At 34.1% G+C, this 17,652-nt stretch carries 18 protein-coding genes; all 18 read right to left on the bottom strand.

Going from position 1 to position 17,652, the window contains the following annotated elements; translation table 11 throughout:
• Nucleotides 1–147: 147 nt before the first annotated feature.
• The 18 genes from aroB to PGC14_RS05095 all read right to left on the bottom strand — a co-directional run bounded on the left by aroB (nucleotide 148) and on the right by PGC14_RS05095 (nucleotide 17,628).
• Nucleotides 148–1,233: a 3-dehydroquinate synthase gene (gene aroB, locus PGC14_RS05180; RefSeq protein ID WP_039767765.1), complete on the bottom strand. Its 1,086-nt coding sequence runs from the start codon at nucleotides 1,231–1,233 to the stop codon at nucleotides 148–150.
• Nucleotides 1,234–1,313: 80 nt separating this feature from the next.
• The gene (gene ileS, locus PGC14_RS05175) at nucleotides 1,314–4,076 is read right to left on the bottom strand and encodes an isoleucine--tRNA ligase (protein ID WP_271629705.1); all 2,763 of its coding nucleotides are present in this window, start codon (nucleotides 4,074–4,076) and stop codon (nucleotides 1,314–1,316) included.
• A 29-nt stretch (nucleotides 4,077–4,105) separates the two neighbouring features.
• The gene (locus PGC14_RS05170; RefSeq protein ID WP_011917432.1) at nucleotides 4,106–4,567 is read right to left on the bottom strand and encodes a DivIVA domain-containing protein; all 462 of its coding nucleotides are present in this window, start codon (nucleotides 4,565–4,567) and stop codon (nucleotides 4,106–4,108) included.
• A 26-nt stretch (nucleotides 4,568–4,593) separates the two neighbouring features.
• The gene (locus tag PGC14_RS05165) at nucleotides 4,594–5,364 is read right to left on the bottom strand and encodes an RNA-binding protein (RefSeq protein ID WP_011917431.1); all 771 of its coding nucleotides are present in this window, start codon (nucleotides 5,362–5,364) and stop codon (nucleotides 4,594–4,596) included.
• 35 nt (nucleotides 5,365–5,399) lie between these two features.
• Nucleotides 5,400–5,675, bottom strand: a complete 276-nt coding sequence (locus tag PGC14_RS05160; RefSeq protein WP_011917430.1) for a YggT family protein — start codon at nucleotides 5,673–5,675, stop codon at nucleotides 5,400–5,402.
• A 32-nt stretch (nucleotides 5,676–5,707) separates the two neighbouring features.
• Nucleotides 5,708–6,145 carry a cell division protein SepF gene (locus tag PGC14_RS05155; protein WP_011917429.1) on the bottom strand — a complete coding sequence of 146 codons (438 nt, stop codon included), beginning with the start codon at nucleotides 6,143–6,145 and terminating at the stop codon, nucleotides 5,708–5,710.
• 13 nt (nucleotides 6,146–6,158) lie between these two features.
• A complete protein-coding gene (locus PGC14_RS05150; RefSeq protein WP_011917428.1) occupies nucleotides 6,159–6,860 on the bottom strand; it encodes a YggS family pyridoxal phosphate-dependent enzyme in 702 nt (233 codons plus the stop codon).
• A 16-nt stretch (nucleotides 6,861–6,876) separates the two neighbouring features.
• Complete coding sequence (locus PGC14_RS05145) at nucleotides 6,877–8,028, bottom strand: endonuclease Q family protein (RefSeq protein ID WP_271629704.1); 1,152 nt, start codon at nucleotides 8,026–8,028, stop codon at nucleotides 6,877–6,879.
• Nucleotides 8,025–8,576: an NUDIX domain-containing protein gene (locus PGC14_RS05140; protein WP_011917426.1), complete on the bottom strand. Its 552-nt coding sequence runs from the start codon at nucleotides 8,574–8,576 to the stop codon at nucleotides 8,025–8,027. Before PGC14_RS05140 ends, PGC14_RS05145 begins: the two co-directional genes overlap by 4 nt.
• Before the next feature lie 8 nt (nucleotides 8,577–8,584).
• Complete coding sequence (locus tag PGC14_RS05135; protein ID WP_271629703.1) at nucleotides 8,585–9,637, bottom strand: DUF3866 family protein; 1,053 nt, start codon at nucleotides 9,635–9,637, stop codon at nucleotides 8,585–8,587.
• Between the two features lie 28 nt (nucleotides 9,638–9,665).
• Nucleotides 9,666–10,103, bottom strand: coding sequence for a ribonuclease HI (gene rnhA / locus PGC14_RS05130; RefSeq protein WP_011917424.1), 438 nt, complete (start codon nucleotides 10,101–10,103; stop codon nucleotides 9,666–9,668).
• Between the two features lie 14 nt (nucleotides 10,104–10,117).
• On the bottom strand, nucleotides 10,118–10,900 hold the full coding sequence (gene proC / locus PGC14_RS05125) for a pyrroline-5-carboxylate reductase (RefSeq protein WP_039767758.1): 783 nt from the start codon (nucleotides 10,898–10,900) through the stop codon (nucleotides 10,118–10,120).
• A 6-nt stretch (nucleotides 10,901–10,906) separates the two neighbouring features.
• Entirely contained in the window at nucleotides 10,907–12,430 is a 1,524-nt protein-coding gene (locus PGC14_RS05120; RefSeq protein WP_011917422.1) for a putative polysaccharide biosynthesis protein, read from the bottom strand.
• Between the two features lie 68 nt (nucleotides 12,431–12,498).
• The gene (spo0A, locus tag PGC14_RS05115) at nucleotides 12,499–13,302 is read right to left on the bottom strand and encodes a sporulation transcription factor Spo0A (RefSeq protein ID WP_039767756.1); all 804 of its coding nucleotides are present in this window, start codon (nucleotides 13,300–13,302) and stop codon (nucleotides 12,499–12,501) included.
• Between the two features lie 81 nt (nucleotides 13,303–13,383).
• Nucleotides 13,384–14,622 (bottom strand): SpoIVB peptidase, encoded by a 1,239-nt coding sequence (gene spoIVB, locus PGC14_RS05110; protein ID WP_271629702.1) that lies wholly within the window; start codon nucleotides 14,620–14,622, stop codon nucleotides 13,384–13,386.
• Between the two features lie 80 nt (nucleotides 14,623–14,702).
• Nucleotides 14,703–16,358, bottom strand: coding sequence for a DNA repair protein RecN (gene recN, locus PGC14_RS05105; protein WP_271629701.1), 1,656 nt, complete (start codon nucleotides 16,356–16,358; stop codon nucleotides 14,703–14,705).
• A gap of 5 nt (nucleotides 16,359–16,363) precedes the next feature.
• Nucleotides 16,364–16,822, bottom strand: coding sequence for an arginine repressor (locus PGC14_RS05100; RefSeq protein ID WP_011917418.1), 459 nt, complete (start codon nucleotides 16,820–16,822; stop codon nucleotides 16,364–16,366).
• Nucleotides 16,823–16,845: 23 nt separating this feature from the next.
• Nucleotides 16,846–17,628, bottom strand: a complete 783-nt coding sequence (locus PGC14_RS05095; protein ID WP_127351840.1) for an NAD(+)/NADH kinase — start codon at nucleotides 17,626–17,628, stop codon at nucleotides 16,846–16,848.
• Nucleotides 17,629–17,652 lie beyond the last annotated feature (24 nt).

The raw sequence follows: 17,652 nt of genomic DNA, 5'->3' as shown, positions 1-17,652 counted from the left end.
GATTCATATTTGACAATCTATAACGATGCAGAAATCAGAATTAACACATAAAGAAGCTCCCTTTTCTTGGCATTTGTTTTTTATAATTTGTAAGCTATATAGCCAAGACAAGGGAGCTTCTTCTTGACTATGTCAGACTGAGGCATTTTAAGATAAAACAATTTTTTCGAACCTATCAAGTGCCTCATATAAAATATCTTCATTAATTTCGTAACCTAAAACATAATCACATACATCTTTTAATAAAACCATTCTTATAGAAGCATTTATATTCTTCTTGTCATATTTCATAATTGAGATAATTTGGCTCTTCTCAAATCTTTGAGGAAGTTTTATACTATTCTTCTCAAAAATTCTTATTAAAAGATCTACGTTTGACAAATCAAAATTAAATATCATATTCGAAAGTATCATCTCAGCAATCATTCCCAAAATAACAAATATCCCATGAGAAAAATAGTAATTGTAATACGTCTCTAATGCATGGCCTACAGTATGGCCAAAATTCAGAACTTCTCTCAAAAGTGATTCCTTTTCATCCTTTTCAACAACTTTAACTTTACAGTTAATAGATTTCTTTATCAACTGCATAGCAAGTATTTTATCTTGAAAAATCTCAAAAACATCTTTTTCAAATCTACCTTTCATATCCAAAATACTTTTATCTAAGGTAAAACCATATTTCATTATTTCACCAATTCCAGATAAAACTTCGCTTTTTGGAAGTGTTCCTAAAAACTGAGGGCAAATTATTATCATCTCAGGTTGATAAAATGTTCCAATCTGGTTCTTATAGGATTTATAATTAATTCCAGTTTTACCACCAATACTACTATCAACCATTGAAAGAAGAGTTGTTGGAACGTGAATGAGCCTCACACCACGTTTATATGTAGATGCTACAAACCCTACTACATCACCAACAACCCCTCCACCAATTGCAACAAACAATGCTCTTCTGTCTACATTGCTATCCAAAAGATAATCAATGGCTTTCAGGTAAGACTCTATTGACTTTGACTCCTCACCTTCATCAAAAAGGTAAAGGTAAGTAGGTTTAAGGCTATCAATAAAACCTTTGTAGAGTCTGTAGACCATCTTGTCAGTAAATATTACAAGATTTGAGTAGTTAAAATATGCAATATGTTCTCCAATTTTTTCAACTTCCTCAACAAAAACAATAGGAATGTTCTTTTCTTCCCTTTTCAAATTTAAGTAAATCCTATCTTCCATCCTACCCATCCTTTTTGTAAATTTTATAAAATAAAAGACAAGCCGGCACTTCTTATAATACCGGCTTTATCTTTTTTATGTTATTTAACTTTTACAACCTCATAGCATCTCGGACATACATTTAAATTTTCTTCGTTCTTTCCAACCATTGTATCGAATTTCCAACATCGTTCACACTTTAAGCCATCAGCCTTGTAAACTTCTACTTTAATCTGGTCGCTATCGCCTTCTTCAACCTCAAGCTGAGAAACAATCAGCACTTCCTGGATAATGTCTTTGTTTTCTTCTATGAATCTTTTTACATCACCTTTTGCAAAAATCTTTACTTTGCTGTCTAAAGAACTTCCAATAAGCTTTTCATTTCTTGCAATCTCAAGCTGTTTTGCAACAATGTCCTTTATTTCAATTATTTTGTTCCACTTTTCTTTCAAGGTTTCATCTTTTAATATGCTTTCGTCGACCTTTGGCCAGCTTGTCAAAAATACTGATTCAGCGTCTTCTTCTTTAAAAATAATATTTTGCCAAATCTCCTCTGCTGTGAAAGACAAAATTGGTGCAATAAGTTTTGTGAGGGCAACCAGTATTTCGTACATGACTGTCTGTGCAGATCTTCTGTCAAGGCTTTCACTTTTTGATGCATAAAGTCTATCTTTGTTTATGTCAAGATACAAATTACTCATGTCAATTACACAGAAGTTATGAACAAGATGATATACCTGATTATAATCATATTCTTCGTAAGCTTTTGTCACCTTTTCAATCAACTTATATAGCCTTTGTAATGCCCACTTGTCAATTTCTTTCAGGTTTTCACATCCTACCTTATCTGTCTTTGGATTAAAGTCATAAAGATTGCCAAGCAAGAATCTTGCTGTGTTTCTTATCTTTCTATAAATTTCTGTTAGCTGTTTTATAATATCCTTTGAAATTCTCATATCTGTTGTGTAGTCAGCCGACACGCACCAAAGCCTTAAGATATCTGCACCAAACTCATTGATAATATCAAACGGCGATATTACATTACCTTCTGACTTTGACATTTTCTTCCCTTCGCCGTCAACAACAAACCCATGTGTCAGAACAATTCTATATGGTGCTCTTCCCTTTGTTGCCACAGCTGTCAAAAGCGATGATTGGAACCATCCTCTGTACTGGTCGTTTCCTTCCAAATACATATCACATGGCCACTCTAAATCTTCTCTGCTCTCTAAGACATAAGCATGAGAAGATCCTGAGTCAAACCACACATCCATAATGTCAGTCTCTTTTTCAAACTCCATGCATCCACAAACAGGGCACTTTGTACCTTCTGGCAAAAGCTCTTTTACATCCTTAGAAAACCATGCATCAGAGCCTTCTTTCTCAAATATCTTTGCTATATAGTCAATTGTCTCATCAGTTATTAACTCTTTCCTGCAATTTTTGCAATAGAAGATTGGAATTGGCACACCCCAGATTCTCTGTCTTGAGATACACCAGTCTTGCCTGTCTGCAATCATATTGTAAATTCTATCTCTTCCCCACTCTGGCACCCATTTGACATCATCAACCGCCTTCAGTGCCTCTTCTCTAAACCCTTTAACAGATGCAAACCACTGCTCGGTTGCTCTGAATATAACAGGATTTTTACATCTCCAGCAGTGAGGATACTGGTGAGTTATCTTTTCAACACCTAAAAGATGACCTGAAGCTTCTAACTCCTTTGCAATTTCTTTGTTTGAGTCTTCATAAAAAAGCCCTGCAAACTTGCCAGCTTCTTTTGTCAAATATCCTTTATTGTCAACCGGAACAATTACAGGAATATTATATCTTTGACAGACCTCAAAGTCCTCTTCACCATGACCAGGTGCTGTGTGAACACAGCCAGTTCCTGCTTCCAAAGTAACATGCTCACCTAAAATTACTAAAGAGGTTCTATCCAAAAAAGGATGTTTGCATTTTACGTATTCTAAATCCTTGCCTTTAAACCTTGCAATCTCATGATATTGGTCAATTTTATTTGTCTTCATTACTCTTTCTACAAGCTCAGATGCCACAATTAAGATTTCATTCCCAACGTCAACCAAGCTGTAATCAAAATCGGCGTTTAGTGCAATTGCTAAATTGCCTGGAAGGGTCCACGTTGTGGTTGTCCAAATTACAATGTAAACCTTTTTGCCAGATAAATTCAAGTTAGCAAACAATCCCTTATCATCTATTACCTCAAATTTTACATAGATTGAATATGTCTTGTCTTCTTGATACTCTATCTCTGCCTCGGCCAAAGCAGTCTCACATGACGGACACCAATAGACAGGTTTTAGTCCTTTATAGATATACCCTTTTTTAGCCATCTCGCCAAAAACACGAATCTGCCTTGCCTCAAACTTGGGGTCTAATGTCATGTAAGGATTTTCCCACTCGCCAAACACACCTAAGCGTTTGAACTGATTTCTTTGAATGTCAATGTAACTTAATGCAAATCCCTTACACTTCTTCCTAAATTCAACAACATCGACTTCGTGTCTATTAACCCCAAGCTTTTTTATAACCTGCTGCTCAATTGGAAGCCCGTGAGTATCCCAACCGGGTATATAAGGTGTATAGTATCCTTGTAGTGCTTTGTACTTGTTCACAATGTCTTTTAACACCTTGTTGAGAGCATGTCCCAAATGAATATCCCCGTTTGCATAAGGTGGTCCGTCATGAAGTATGAATTTCTTTACACCTTTATTTTTCTTTAGTATTTTTTTGAATATCTCTTTTTCTTCCCAAAATTTCAAAAACTCAGGTTCACGTTGTGCAAGATTTGCCCTCATCGGAAACTCGGTCTTTGGTAAGTTCAATGTTTGACTCCAATCCATTTTATGTTTCATCCCCCTGCAAAATTTAATTAGTCATTTTGTAGTTCTTTGTCTACCATTTCAAGTGCACTGAGCTCTGTTTGAAGTAAATTCCTAAACTTATTCAAAAAAAGCTGATATCTTTTTTTAAGTTCGCCATATTCATATGTGATTTGCAAAACCTTGCTGTTTGCCTCTTCAATAATCTTCGATGCTTTCATTTCAGCTTCTTTTATTATGCTTTCTGCCTTCTGATAGGCAACTTTCTTTATCTCCTCTGCAGTTGACTGGGCAACAATTAAGGTATTTTGCAAAGTTTCTTCGATTGTCTTGTAGTTTTGGATATTTTCGTTCAGTAGCGCAATCTTGTCTTTCAGCTCAAGATTTTCTTTGTACAGAGCTTCATAATCTTTTAATACCTGTTCTAAAAATTCTTCCACCTCTTCAACACTATAACCACCTATATACACCCTTTTAAAGGTCTTAGATTCAATGTCTTGAGGAGTTAACATAAAAGTTTTACCTCCACAATGCAGAATTATGAAAACCTCAAAAGCTCAATACTAATTCTTCCCTTTTTGGTGGTTGTCAATACCTTCTCTACTTTTAATCTGCCATGATGCCTGACAGAAATCAAATCGCCTTCTTTGACCTCATACGAAGGCTTATCAATATACACCCAGTTCACAGCAACTTTAAACTGCCTCACAAGATCACTTGCATCTTCCCTTGAAATCCCAAAACCGTGGCTTACAATGGCATCTACTCTCATGGAAGGGACACTGCATACAATTCTTTTGCCACTATTTTGTATAAATTGTGAGATATCTATATCATCTTTGTTGACAACCTCTGTTTTTATTCTATCTCTTCCTATTCTGTCTATATGTGTTGTTATAAAAAGGCTCACTTCTTCTTTTACAAATACTAAAGCTTTATTTTCTTTTACCAATATGTCTCCAATCTTGTCACGCTTGAGTCCTTGACCTATAAACGTTCCCAAAATCTGTCTGTGAGAAAGTATTGTATCTGATTTAATCAAGATTATATCAATTGGAAAATGAGAAAAGTCCGTCTCTTCTAACCTACTGTCAAAAGAAAGTGCTAACACTTTTCTTTCACTATCTTCGTATCCTCCCCATATTTGATAAAAAAGATACGGATTTTCACCTTTTAAAATTATATCAATAGCATACTTTTGTGCATATGGAGATAGAAAATCCGAATATTCAATACCACCGTAACTTCTTTCTATCAAATTTTTGACTTTTAAGATTTCATATTTGTTTTCCTCAGGAATGTAATACATTCTCCTTTTGTCGCTCCACTTCAAGAAGTTAAATTCTAAATCAATATTGCATAAAATAACCACAAAAGTCTTCTTACAATCTCCAATAAAATAATTGCAATCAAGGGCGAAAAGTCAATAAACCCTATTCTGATGTACTTTTGAGATATTGATCTTATGGGGTCAAGTATAGGATTTACAATCATGCCAAGTACTCTTCTGTATTTGTTGTATGGGTCAACGATAACCCACGACAAAAGTGCATCTACAACAATACAAAACTCCACAAAAGCAATTGCCTTGTCAGCAAGTCCAAATATAAATCTTATCATCTACATCCTCCAAGCCATCAGGTAATATATTCCTATTTTAGCCAAGCAAATACTCCTTTTGTTCTAAACTCCTCTTTTAATTGCTCGTCTACCTCTAAATCAATGCTTCTTGGAACAACAACAAATATCTTTTTGCTGACCTTGTGAATCTTTGCGTCAAGAACATAAACAGCCCCGCTTACAAAGTCTATTATTCTTTGTATATGGTCCTCTGCAACCTGCTCCAAATTGAATACCACTATCTTGTTCTCTCTCAGCGCATCACATACCTTTACAACCTCATCAAAAAGCTTAAGATTATAAACTGTAACTTCTGTCTGATTTGCTTTTCCTATTGTTACAACCTTCGGTGTTTCATGCTTTGGCTTTACGTTTTCTTCTTTTGCTTTTGTACTCTCTTGTGGCTTGTCCTCCTCTTCAATCTCAATACCAATTAGATTTAAAAACTTTCTCTGAAGATTATCAAACATAACCAAAACCTCCTTAAGTTTTTGGTCTTTCACCAAATAGTTTTGTTCCTATTCTAACCAAAGTGGCACCTTCTTCAATTGCCACTTCAAAGTCATTGCTCATGCCCATTGACAACACTTCAATTTTAACATTATTATAATTTAATTTTTTATAATTTTCAAAGATTTCTTTCATCTTTCTAAAATACTGTCTCAACTTTTTCTCATCGTCTTCAATTGGAGGAATTGTCATAAAACCTTTTAAATTAACATGCTTGCATTCGCAAATATTCTCAATTAACTCCTCAACATTATCTGGTAAAACTCCACCTTTTGATTCCTCACCACCCACATTTACCTCTATCAAAACATCTATTTTCTTAGCTGCTTTTGAACATCTCTTTTCTAACTCCTGAATCTGTTCTACTTTTTCTATAGAATGAATTAATAAGACTTTATCATAAATATACTTAATCTTGTTTGTCTGAAGTCTTCCAATAAAATGCCATTCCAATTGAGGAAGTTCATTGTACTTTGGCAAAAATTCCTGAACACGATTTTCACCAAAAATCTTTATGCCTAACTCGTTTGCAAGTCTAATAGTATTAATATCAACACCTTTTGTTGCACCAAGTAGTTTTACTTCACTTGATTTTCTTCCACTTCGCAAACAAGCCTTTTCAATCCTTTCTTGAATCTCTTCAATGTTTTTCTTTAATTTTTCAGCGTCTATCATGAGTTCTCACCCATTTTCATTTAAATCTAATCTTCCCAAAATAACCACCTGCACCAAATTTTATGCTATAATGTCCTTTAATGTAACGCTTTAACTTTTCAAAAATACTATCACCAACAAAATATTTTAGCTTTTCATAGCTTTGATCATCATATAAAGCCTTTACAAAGTTTACTTCTGTTTTGAATACCTCAATTATCTTCTTCCTTGTTTTATCTCCAAATTCCTCAACCAATTCGAACGGAAATGTATAAAAGTACGGTGGTTTTTGGCTATCCATTTCACTTTTTTTGAGCATGGAAATTCTGTCTTCAACACCTAATACTATATTATCTTTCCCACAAAATGGACAGGTAGGCTGATTTTCTTTTATGTTGAATGAAAAATTGCAGTTTTTACAATATGATTTGTGGTATTTACCAAGTCGCGGATTTATACCATAGTTTGCAACAACCCTGTTTTCTTTTAAACTCTTTAGCAACCCTTCTGCAGAAAAATTTGGAATTTCAATTTCATTAAACTCTCTTGCTATGTTCTTTAAAGAGTGTGCATCAGAGTTTGACAAAAGAGTTCTACTTTGTGTATCAAAAAGGTCTTTTACCAGGTATGAATCAGCCGAAAGTCCAAGCTCAATTGTATGAATTTCAAGTATTCTGAATACCTCTTCAATTGCAAAGGCTGCTGAATAAAAACCTTTATAAGGTGTAAATGCATGTGCTGGCACAACAAAAAGTTCAAAATCCTTTGCAATCTTTTCAAAATCTTCAATATTTCCTTTGAAAACAGGACAGCTAAACTTAAGCTGATTAAAATACCTTTTACTTTGTTTTTTGAAATTGATTAGCTTATCAATACTTTCAAAAAAAATGAGGCAATGAAAATCATTTGAGTTATATCTCAGTTCAATCTCTGCAGCAGGAATAATCAAAATATTCTCATAGTACAAATTATTATCTTTGAGGAGTATTCTTCCACAATCTATTAGACTTTGTACTTCAGAAATTACATCATCACACAACAAATCAACAATTCCAATTACGTCTAACCCCTTTTCCTCTCTTGACACCTTTAAAATATTTTCAATTGTGAGCTCCTTTGAAGATGGTATTTTTATGTATCTTCCATTTGAAAAACCAATATGCACGTGAAGGTCAGCATATACTCTCATCCTTTATACCCTTGCTCCTCTAAATACATCTTTGCAAGAAGAAGACCTATTATTGTCTTTGCATCTTTAACTTCACCATTTTTAACCATCAAAATAGCTTCATCTAAGCTAACTTTAAAAACCTCAACAAACTCATCAGAGTCTGTGTGCGAACTGCCTTGAGAGAGTCCTCTTGCCAAGTACACATGTATAACCTCATTTGAAAATCCAGGAGTTGTATAGATTTCTGTGAGTTTTATAAACTCTTGTGCTCTGAGGCCTGTCTCTTCCTCAAGCTCTCTTTTTGCACATTCAAGCGGGTCTTCATTTTTGTCAAGCTTTCCGGCAGGAAGTTCTATAATAACCTTTTCAATTGGTTTTCTGAACTGTTTGATTAGCACAACATTATTTTCCTGGTCTACTGGTACAATAACTGCTGCACCTGAATGTAAGACAATTGCCCTCTGAGAAGTTTTCCCATCCGGAAGCAAAACCTTGTCTACCTTTAAGCTAATGAATGACCCATCATAGATGAGTTTAGATTCTATTGTCTTTTCGTAAAGGTCCATTTTCTACTTCATCTCCTTTGTAATTTTCTCAAGATATATTCTGCGGTGGCAAAAAGCTGTAGAAAATACTCCTTATCCTCTTCAAAACCTCTTCCCATTGTTTTTAGCAAAGATTTGTATTTTACAATTATATTATCGTCAATCTCATCAATATGTATTAAGTTATGTTTTGCTCTGTAATTGTTCAAAACCCTAAAAACCCTGGTAAAGAAGAGCTTGTCTTCAAATTCGAAAATAGGAATCTCTACAGAGGAATTTACATAACTTAGTATTGTAAGTGAATGATGGCTTATGAATTTATGTCTTTCTCTATTCTCACTTTTAGAAACTCTTACAGGAAAAACAACTTTTCCACCAAACCTTGATATATCCTCAATCACATTTACAGCCTTGTAAGCACTGAACCCAAATTTTGTCCCTGTACCTACAATCCCAGGAAGTGGTGATATAATCGCAACTTGGGTATCTAAACTTTGGGAAAATATAAGGGAATTTATCTCATTTATACACTCAAAATCTCCATTGAACGCCTCTTGACATGTTATTATATAATCAACAAAGTGGTTTTCTTTTAGGAATCTCAAATTATTAGAAAGCTTCGCATTTAGCATTCCCCAGTCATTTATTATCGCTGTAATTTTCATATTTCTGTAAAACTCTTTAAGATAAAGACAAATTGGTAAAAGCATACTGTGAAGCTCACATACTACAATAATTAAATCATCAAAACTTGGTACTCTATTGAAAAGTTCGGGATTTTTTTCTTCTTCCGTCAGTACTGAAAACTGCAATGGCGTGTACCGAAGTTTCATAATGTGCCCTTTTGAAAGATTACAAAATGAATCAGTAGGCAAGATATAATCATACCCGCCAGTTCCAAGTTTTAACTTTCTTGCTGTGATGTTTACTAAAACCTCTTGCCCTATAACAACTTTTTTATTTATATCCAAGAAATTTATTGCAAGAAAGACATCTTTGTCTTCATATTCAACCTCAACCACCTGGTAACCATTTGCAAGCTCACATTCTCTTTTCACAATCCCTTTTTTTATTTCAAACACCTTTTTCGTCTTCCCCTTTTTGTAGAAATCATCTCATCTCTTTAATCATACTTCTTGCAATCTCATCACACATGTTATTTAGTGTATCTGTGCTGTGACCTTTTACTTTTTCGAACTTTACATTGTGTACTTTAAGAAACTCAAGCAGCTCTTGCCACAAATCAATGTTTTTTACCTCTTCCTTTTCGGAGGTTTTCCAATTGTTCTTCTGCCATTTTCCTATCCAGTTTTGATTGATAGCATTTACAATATATGCAGAGTCAGTATAAACTGTCACTTTGCAAGGCTCTTTGAGAGCCTTCAATCCTTCAATTATGGCTTTTAGCTCCATCCTGTTGTTGGTAGTGTTTTCTTCAAAACCTTTTAATACCTTTTTAATACCTTTGTAAATTAGTATAGCACACCATCCACCAGGTCCGGGATTTTTGCTGCATGCTCCGTCTGTGTATATTACAACTTCTTTCATCTCTTTTCTCACACCTATAAAATACTTTTAGACCTCTCATAAGCTTTAATGATACCATCAATAATGGCACCCTTTAATGCTTTTCTTTCAAATTCAATAAGCCCTTCAATAGTAGTACCACCTGGAGATGTAACCATATCCTTTATTTGGTGAGTAGTTAACATATTATTTTTCATGTTAACTATTGTACCATAAAAAAGTTTTAAAACAAGGTCATAGCTTTCTTGTTTAGAAAACCCGAGTTTTACTGTTGCGTCTATATAGCTTTCAACAAAGTGTGCAACAAATGCAGGACCACTTCCAAAGAGTGCTGTGATAGCATCCATAAATTTTTCATCAACAACTATCACTGCTCCCATACTCTTAAAAAGCTCTGTAACTTTATCTTTTTCCTCCTGCAAAACACTTTCTGAAAAGCAAACTCCCAAAATGCCCTCTTCAACATTTATATTTATATTTGGCATAACTCTGACAATCTTCTTATTACCAACTACATCTTTTATTTTCTCAATTGAAATTCCTGCTGCAATGGATACAATAATCTTATCCCCTACCACATCTTTTATTTTTCTTAAGACATTGAATATGTCTTTTGGCTTTACTGCAATTATTATTATATCACAGTTTAAAACAACTTCATTTTCACTCATCAGTTTCGTTGCACCATAGAGCTCACTAAACTTGTCTGCCTTTGTCTCATCAACATCATAGCAGAACAACTGATGTTTTTGTGTTTTGGTTATTGAATATGCAATTGAGTTTGCCATATTGCCACAGCCGATAATTCCTATCTTCAATTTACCTCACCTCGTAATAAGTTGCTTGAGATTTGAAAATTTAAGCACTCTGAAAATAAAAAGAAAGATTGTGTAAGCTGCTATACAGCCAATTACCAACACACTTCCTTGCACAATGTTAGAACTTTCGGTAAGTATCCTAATTATTAAACTGCCTGTAATAACCATTATAGCACTTGAAATTACAATGTAAAGCAATTTGTTCACACTAAAAGCATCTATGTTTTGGTTTTTCAGCTCTAAAAAATTCACTAAGAAGATTACTGTATAGCACATTAGATTAGCTAAGATACAGCCTACAATGTTTAAGTTGTATATTACAATAAAGACAAACATACACGCAATTTTTATCACAATAGCAATTAATATACTTTTGACCGGCACTAAAAACCTACCTAAACCCTGAAGAACAGAAGTTGAAAATTGAACCAGTGATATTACTAATGTAAGCAAAGACGAAAACCTCAATACCTTGCCGCCTGTTGGACTATTAAAAAATACAAGATTAATGATAGTATCTGGAAAAAAGAAAAAGGCTGCAATACAAGGTATATTTATTAAAAGTACATATTCCAAACCTTGAGCTATAAGCTTTCTTTTTTCGGACAAGGTTTTGGCTGATGACATATATGAAATAATACTAATTGCCATTGAAATACTAAATGTAAGTGGAACATGAATTAATGTCATTGCCTTTCCTGAGAAAATACCAAAAAGCTCAGATGTAAATCTATTTGGATAATGTCTCATGTTCATAAAATAGGGAAAAAAGAGTGAATCAGTTATTGAAATAGCAGACATCAAAAATGAAGAAAGAGAAAAATAAAACGTAAGGATAATAATCCTTCTTGCTATTGGTAGACTTTCTCTAAAAAGTGGTTGTAAATTTTTATTAAGATGTATCTGCTGCTTTTTAAAAGCTGCATAAAGAAAAGCTAATGAAACCAAAGCTCCTAAGCTTGCACCCAAAAGTGCGCCTGCAACCGAAAGTGAAACGCCTCTTGCAAGTAAAATAATACACAGCACAAGACCAAAACCAACACGGCCTATTGATTCTAATATCTGGGATATTGAAGTTATATACATCTTTTTTATTCCATTAAAATACCCTCGGTAAGCCGACTGCACAGAAACAACAAAAAGCGCAGGTGCTAAAGCTAAATATGGAAAGAGCACATCAGAGGGCCATTTAAAAATTGCTATTATTCTCTTTGCAGCAATTACATACAAAAGAGAGAATAAGAACGAAAAGATTGTAATTGTAACCAGACTCATATAAAATACAACGCTAACAGACTCATAATCTTTTTCGGGATTGTAGGTTGAAATAAGCTTTGCAACTGCTAACGAAAAACCTGTCATGCTAAATGTCAAGATAGTAGTATAAATGGGATAAGGTAGTTGATACAACCCTATCCCATAGTCCCCAACTATATTTATAAGCGGTACCTTCAAAAAAATCCCTACAAACTTTGCAAAAATTGAACCTATTGATAGCACAAGGGCGGAATATATTAATCCTTTTTTCATGAGTTTTTTAAAAAATTTTTAGTCTTATTAATAAGTGTATGTATAAACTTCTTTTTTAAAAACTTCTTTTACTTTGCCTTGGAGGATTTTTTGAGCTTTAATCTCAATTTATCGCTTATCAGTGCAATAAATTCGGCATTTGTGGGTTTTCCCCTTTCTTGGGATGTTGAGTATCCAAAGTACTTGTAAAGAGCATCTACTTTGCCTCTTGTTGATGAAATTTCAATGGCATGTCGAATAGCTCTTTCAACTCTTGTTGGAGTTGTATTGTACTTTTCGGCAATCAAAGGATATAATGCCTTTGTAATACCGTTTATCAAATCAGCATCTAATGTTGCCTCAATTATGGCATCTCTTAAAAACTGGTAACCTCTTACATGCGCAGGAATACCAAGCTCTTTTAAAATCTCTGATACTTCACTCTCTAAGTCAACCTGGTTTATACTATTCTTTGTTGATGACTGATTGATCATTCCTTCTGGTAACTCTTTTTTAACGGGAAGGTTAAAAACAAGCTGCCTGACTCTTTCTATCATGACATTCAAGTCAAAAGGCTTTACAAAATAGTACAGAGCACCCATGTTAACAGCCTTTTGAGAAATGTTCTCTTGTCCAACTGCAGAGATTACAATTATGTTTGGTTTGGTTTTCATGGTAGATAAATTCTCAATCACGCCTATTCCATCTAAATAGGGCATTATAATGTCAAGCATTAAAAGATCAGGTTTTAGCTCCTCTACAACTTTTAATGTTTCAACTCCATCATAAGAGTTTCCCACAACCATAAAATCTGGCTGTGAATTGAAAACTTCAGTAAGAAGCATATTGAATTGTCTGTTGTCATCAGCAATGACAACTCTCAGTTTTTCCATATATCTCCCTCATTTTATTGTGTTATATACATAAAAATTCAACAATTGATGGAAACATCCTTTTAGCAATAACCGACAAATTTATCTTATTCTATTTGTCATATTTATCATATTTTCAATAAAAACAGCATAACCTTTATCTGGTTCTTTCATAAATACATGTGTAACAGCCCCTACCAGCTTGTTATCTTGGATAATCGGAGAACCGCTCATACCCTGAACAATTCCACCTGTAATCTTCATGAGTCTTTTGTCAGTAACTTTAACTACCATGGCTTTTGTCGAATTTCTGTAAAGTGGCAAAATTTTCTCTATTTTTACCTTGAACTTTTGTATACTATTTGAAACATCTGTTATAATATACCCATCACCAACACGAACATCTTGCGCTCTTGCAACCTCATAGTTAACCCCATATCTTAAAAAATCTTTATCTATTAATTTTCCATATACCCCAAACTGACTGTTAATCAGAATATTTCCAACAACTGCACTTTCATCAATATTTCCTATGACTTCACCAATTTCCTGGTATTCATTCTTTTTTATGTCGATTACCTCTGCTTTATAAACTTGACCTTCTTTCAAATCAAGTAGTATGTTTGTGTCGATGTCTGAAATTCCATGTCCAAGCGCACCAAACGTACCTCTTTTCTTGTCCACAAATGTAAGTGTTCCTATACCGCTTGTGCCGTCTCTAACCCAAAGGCCTATTTTATAGACTCCCTCACTGCTGAGTATAGGTTTGATTTTAACCTCCTTATAGTACTCACCTCTTTTAACTAAAAGTGTTACTGTTTTTCCCTGTGATGAATTTATTATTTTGAACAGCTGGTCACAATCTATTAGTTTTTGGCCATTTGCACTTATTATCTGGTCACCAATCTGAACTCCTGCTTCCCTTGCTGGAATTTTGGGCTTTGAATTTTCTGAATATACATAAGAATATCCTATCACTAAAATTCCATTTGTCATTAGCTTAATACCAACAAATCTCCCCATTACAATCAAATCTTTTTGTTCAATTATGGATATCTTTAGTACTTTTAAAGGAATAGTACCTATTCTCAGCTCACAGATAAGAGAGTTTGATTTGTTATTGAGGTAAAAGGTGCTTGTTTTAAATAGCAAATTGTTCTTGATTGTTTTTAAAACATTATTATTCACCGAACTTACATCTACAAAGACAGGAGTTTTTATAGATACACATTTATCTGACTTGTAACATGTTAGATAATCGGGGGTAATATTTAAGTATATAAAAAATAAAGTGGTTGCAATTAGATAAAAAAGAAAAATTGAAAATACTACTTTTTTCAATTTGTAACACCGTCTATAATCAAAATTCTATTAAAATATCCTCCCCACTCTTTTTCGAATATATTCTGAATAATTCTTTTTTAGACAAACTGAGCTTTTAATTGTTTTGCATGAAGAATTGAACTGTCAGTAATGTCCTCCCCCGAAAACATACGCGCAATCTCTTTCAGTGACTCATTTTCTTCTAACCTTTTTACACTCGAAACTGTTGACTGGTTTTTAATCTCTTTGTATACATAAAAATGAGTGTCAGCAGCAGCTGCAACCTGAGGCAAATGAGTAATACAAATGACTTGATGCTTTTTAGAAAGGTCTTTTAAAAGCCTTGCAAGCTTGCTTGCTGCAATGCCGCTTAGGCCACTGTCTATCTCATCAAATATTATAAGCAAAACATCATCCTTTTCAGCCATAATGGATTTGACGGCAAGCATTATTCTGGAAAGCTCACCACCAGAAGCAATATTGCTTAGGCTTTTTAGTTCTTGTCCAAGATTTGTTGAAATTAAAAACTCTATCTCATCTATCCCTTCTTCGTACAAATCCCTCTGTGAAAATGCAACTTTGAATTCCACATTTTTCATCTCTAATTGATCTAATAGCTCTAAAACCCTTTGTTCAAACTCTTTTGCGGCTTCTTTTCTAAACTTTGAAATATCATTTGCAAGCAAATAAAGCCTTTCTTCTATCTTTGAAATCTCGCTTTTTAACTCTTCTATCATTTCACTGTTCTTTTCGATTGCCATTTTTTGTTTTATAAGCTCTTGCTTGAAGTTCAAAACTTGTTCAAGGCTTCCGCCATACTTTTTCTTTAACCTATTTATCTTGTCAAGTCTATCAACTATTGCCTCTAACTCATGTTCATCTATTATGTAAGAGTCAGATTTCTTTGAGATAGCAAATGACATATCCTCAACTTCATAATAGATGTTGTTTAATCTTTCAATGATATCTTTAAAACTGTCATCAAACTTTGAGTTCTCACTTGCAAGTTTGATACAAACTTCTATAGACTCTATGAGGTTTTTATTAAAGATATGTAACATCCTTTCTGTATTATACTTTAGTTTTGAAATATTCTGTACAATATCCTTCTTTCTTTCAAGATCAATATCCTCTCCAAGACGCGGAGAGACGCTCTCGATCTCATTAATTTGATAATTGAGAATGTCTAAGTTTCTATCCTTCTCCTTCTCTTGGTCGATCAGCTCTTTCAGTACCTTACTTTTTTCTTGGTACTCATAAAAAAGCTGTCTATATTTATTTTTGAGCTCTTCCACATTCTTTCCACAAAACCTGTCTAAGTACATAAGCTGAATTTTCCTGTCGTTTAAAAGATGAGTTTCATTTTGCCCATGAATCTCGAAAATATGCTTTGTTATTTCTCTCAAATTTGACAATGTAACAAATTGGTTATTGACCTTGCATATACTCTTGCCATTTGAATATATCTCACGAGAAACAATAAGCTGACCGTCTTCAGGTACAACGCACATTGAGTTTAAAAGCTCAAGAGTGCTTTCTTTCTCTATATCAAAAACCGCCGAGACTAAAGCCTTTGTACAATTTGTACGAATAATCTCCTTTCTTGCCTTTGTCCCTAAAAGCAAGGAAAGAGAGTCAATTATTATCGATTTACCAGCTCCTGTTTCACCTGTCAGTATGCTCAAGCCTTTATCAAACTCTATCTCAAGCTTTTCAATTATAGCAATGTTTTCGATAAGTAATCTTTTTAGCATGATAATCAATCACCTTGACTCAAAATAGCTTTAATTCTCTCAACAATCTTTTCAGCCGCTGCATTTCCCTTTGTTGCAATAAAGATTGTATCATCGCCTGCTATTGTTCCTATGACCTCTGGCCAGTTCAGTGAATCGATTGCAGCGGCAGCGCCCTGAGCAGCCCCTGTTATTGTCTTTATTATAACAAGGTTGTCAGCTGTGTCATATTTTATAATCGACTCGGAAAACACCTTTATTAACTTTTCAGTAATGTTTGCCTCAGGTCCAGATAATACTGCATATTTGTATTTTCCTGTTTCTGTTAAGACCTTTGTAAGTCTGAGCTCCTTTATATCTCTTGAAACTGTCGCTTGAGTGACATCGTACCCTAACTCTCTTAGTTTTTCAACAAGCTCTTCTTGAGTTTCTATGTCCTCACTTTGAATTATCTCTAAAATCTTTTGTTGTCTTTCAGATTTCATTTTACAAACCTACACCTCTCTTTTTACTCTTTAATCTTTTCCCTTAACACCTCATAAAAGTTTTTCTTTTTAAATCTCACAAGTTTTAGCTTTTTTGATGAAATCCTACATTCCAGATACTCACCTTTTTTAAGCGTATCTGCAACTCTTCCATCGCTTACAACCAAAACCTCATCAGACTCGCTTTTTATCTTTACAACCCGGTCATCACCTAAAACTAAACTTCTTGAGCTCAAAGAATGGGGGCAAATAGGGGTGACAACCATCACCCCTAATTGTGGCTCAACTATTGGACCTCCTGCTGAAAGAGAGTATGCAGTAGAACCTGTTGCAGTTGCGATAATGATCCCATCGCTTCTGTACTCCTGTGCGAATACTTCATCTATATAAAGACTCAAATCTATAATATTGAATGTACTCCTGGCTAAGCAAATATCATTTAGTGCATAGAATATTTTGTCTTTAAAATGGGCTTCAACAAGGTGTCTCTCTTCAATAAAGTAATCATTGTCAATTATCTTTTTAATGGCAAAATGAATATTGTCGGCCACCTCTTCTGTCAGATACCCAACACGTCCACAGTTGATTCCAAGCACAGGAAGATTCTCTTTTGCAACCTTTTCAACAACATTAAGTAGAGTTCCGTCACCGCCAATTGTTATCAAAAAATTAACTTTTACACTATCTTTGTTTTTCTCATTCATAAGTACCCAGTCAATTTTCTCATTTTTAAGAACACTTACAATCTTATCCAAAATCTCCTTGCTGAGTTCTTTTTGGAAATTGGCAAATACTCCTACAATCATTTGTGTAATTTAACTCCTTAAAAT

This window comes from Caldicellulosiruptor sp. DIB 104C (assembly GCF_028198085.1).
In the GTDB taxonomy this organism is placed as follows: Bacteria; Bacillota; Thermoanaerobacteria; order Caldicellulosiruptorales; family Caldicellulosiruptoraceae; genus Caldicellulosiruptor; species Caldicellulosiruptor saccharolyticus.
The sequence above is the reverse complement of the archived record's forward strand: the minus strand, read 5'-3'. Positions and strand labels throughout refer to the sequence as shown.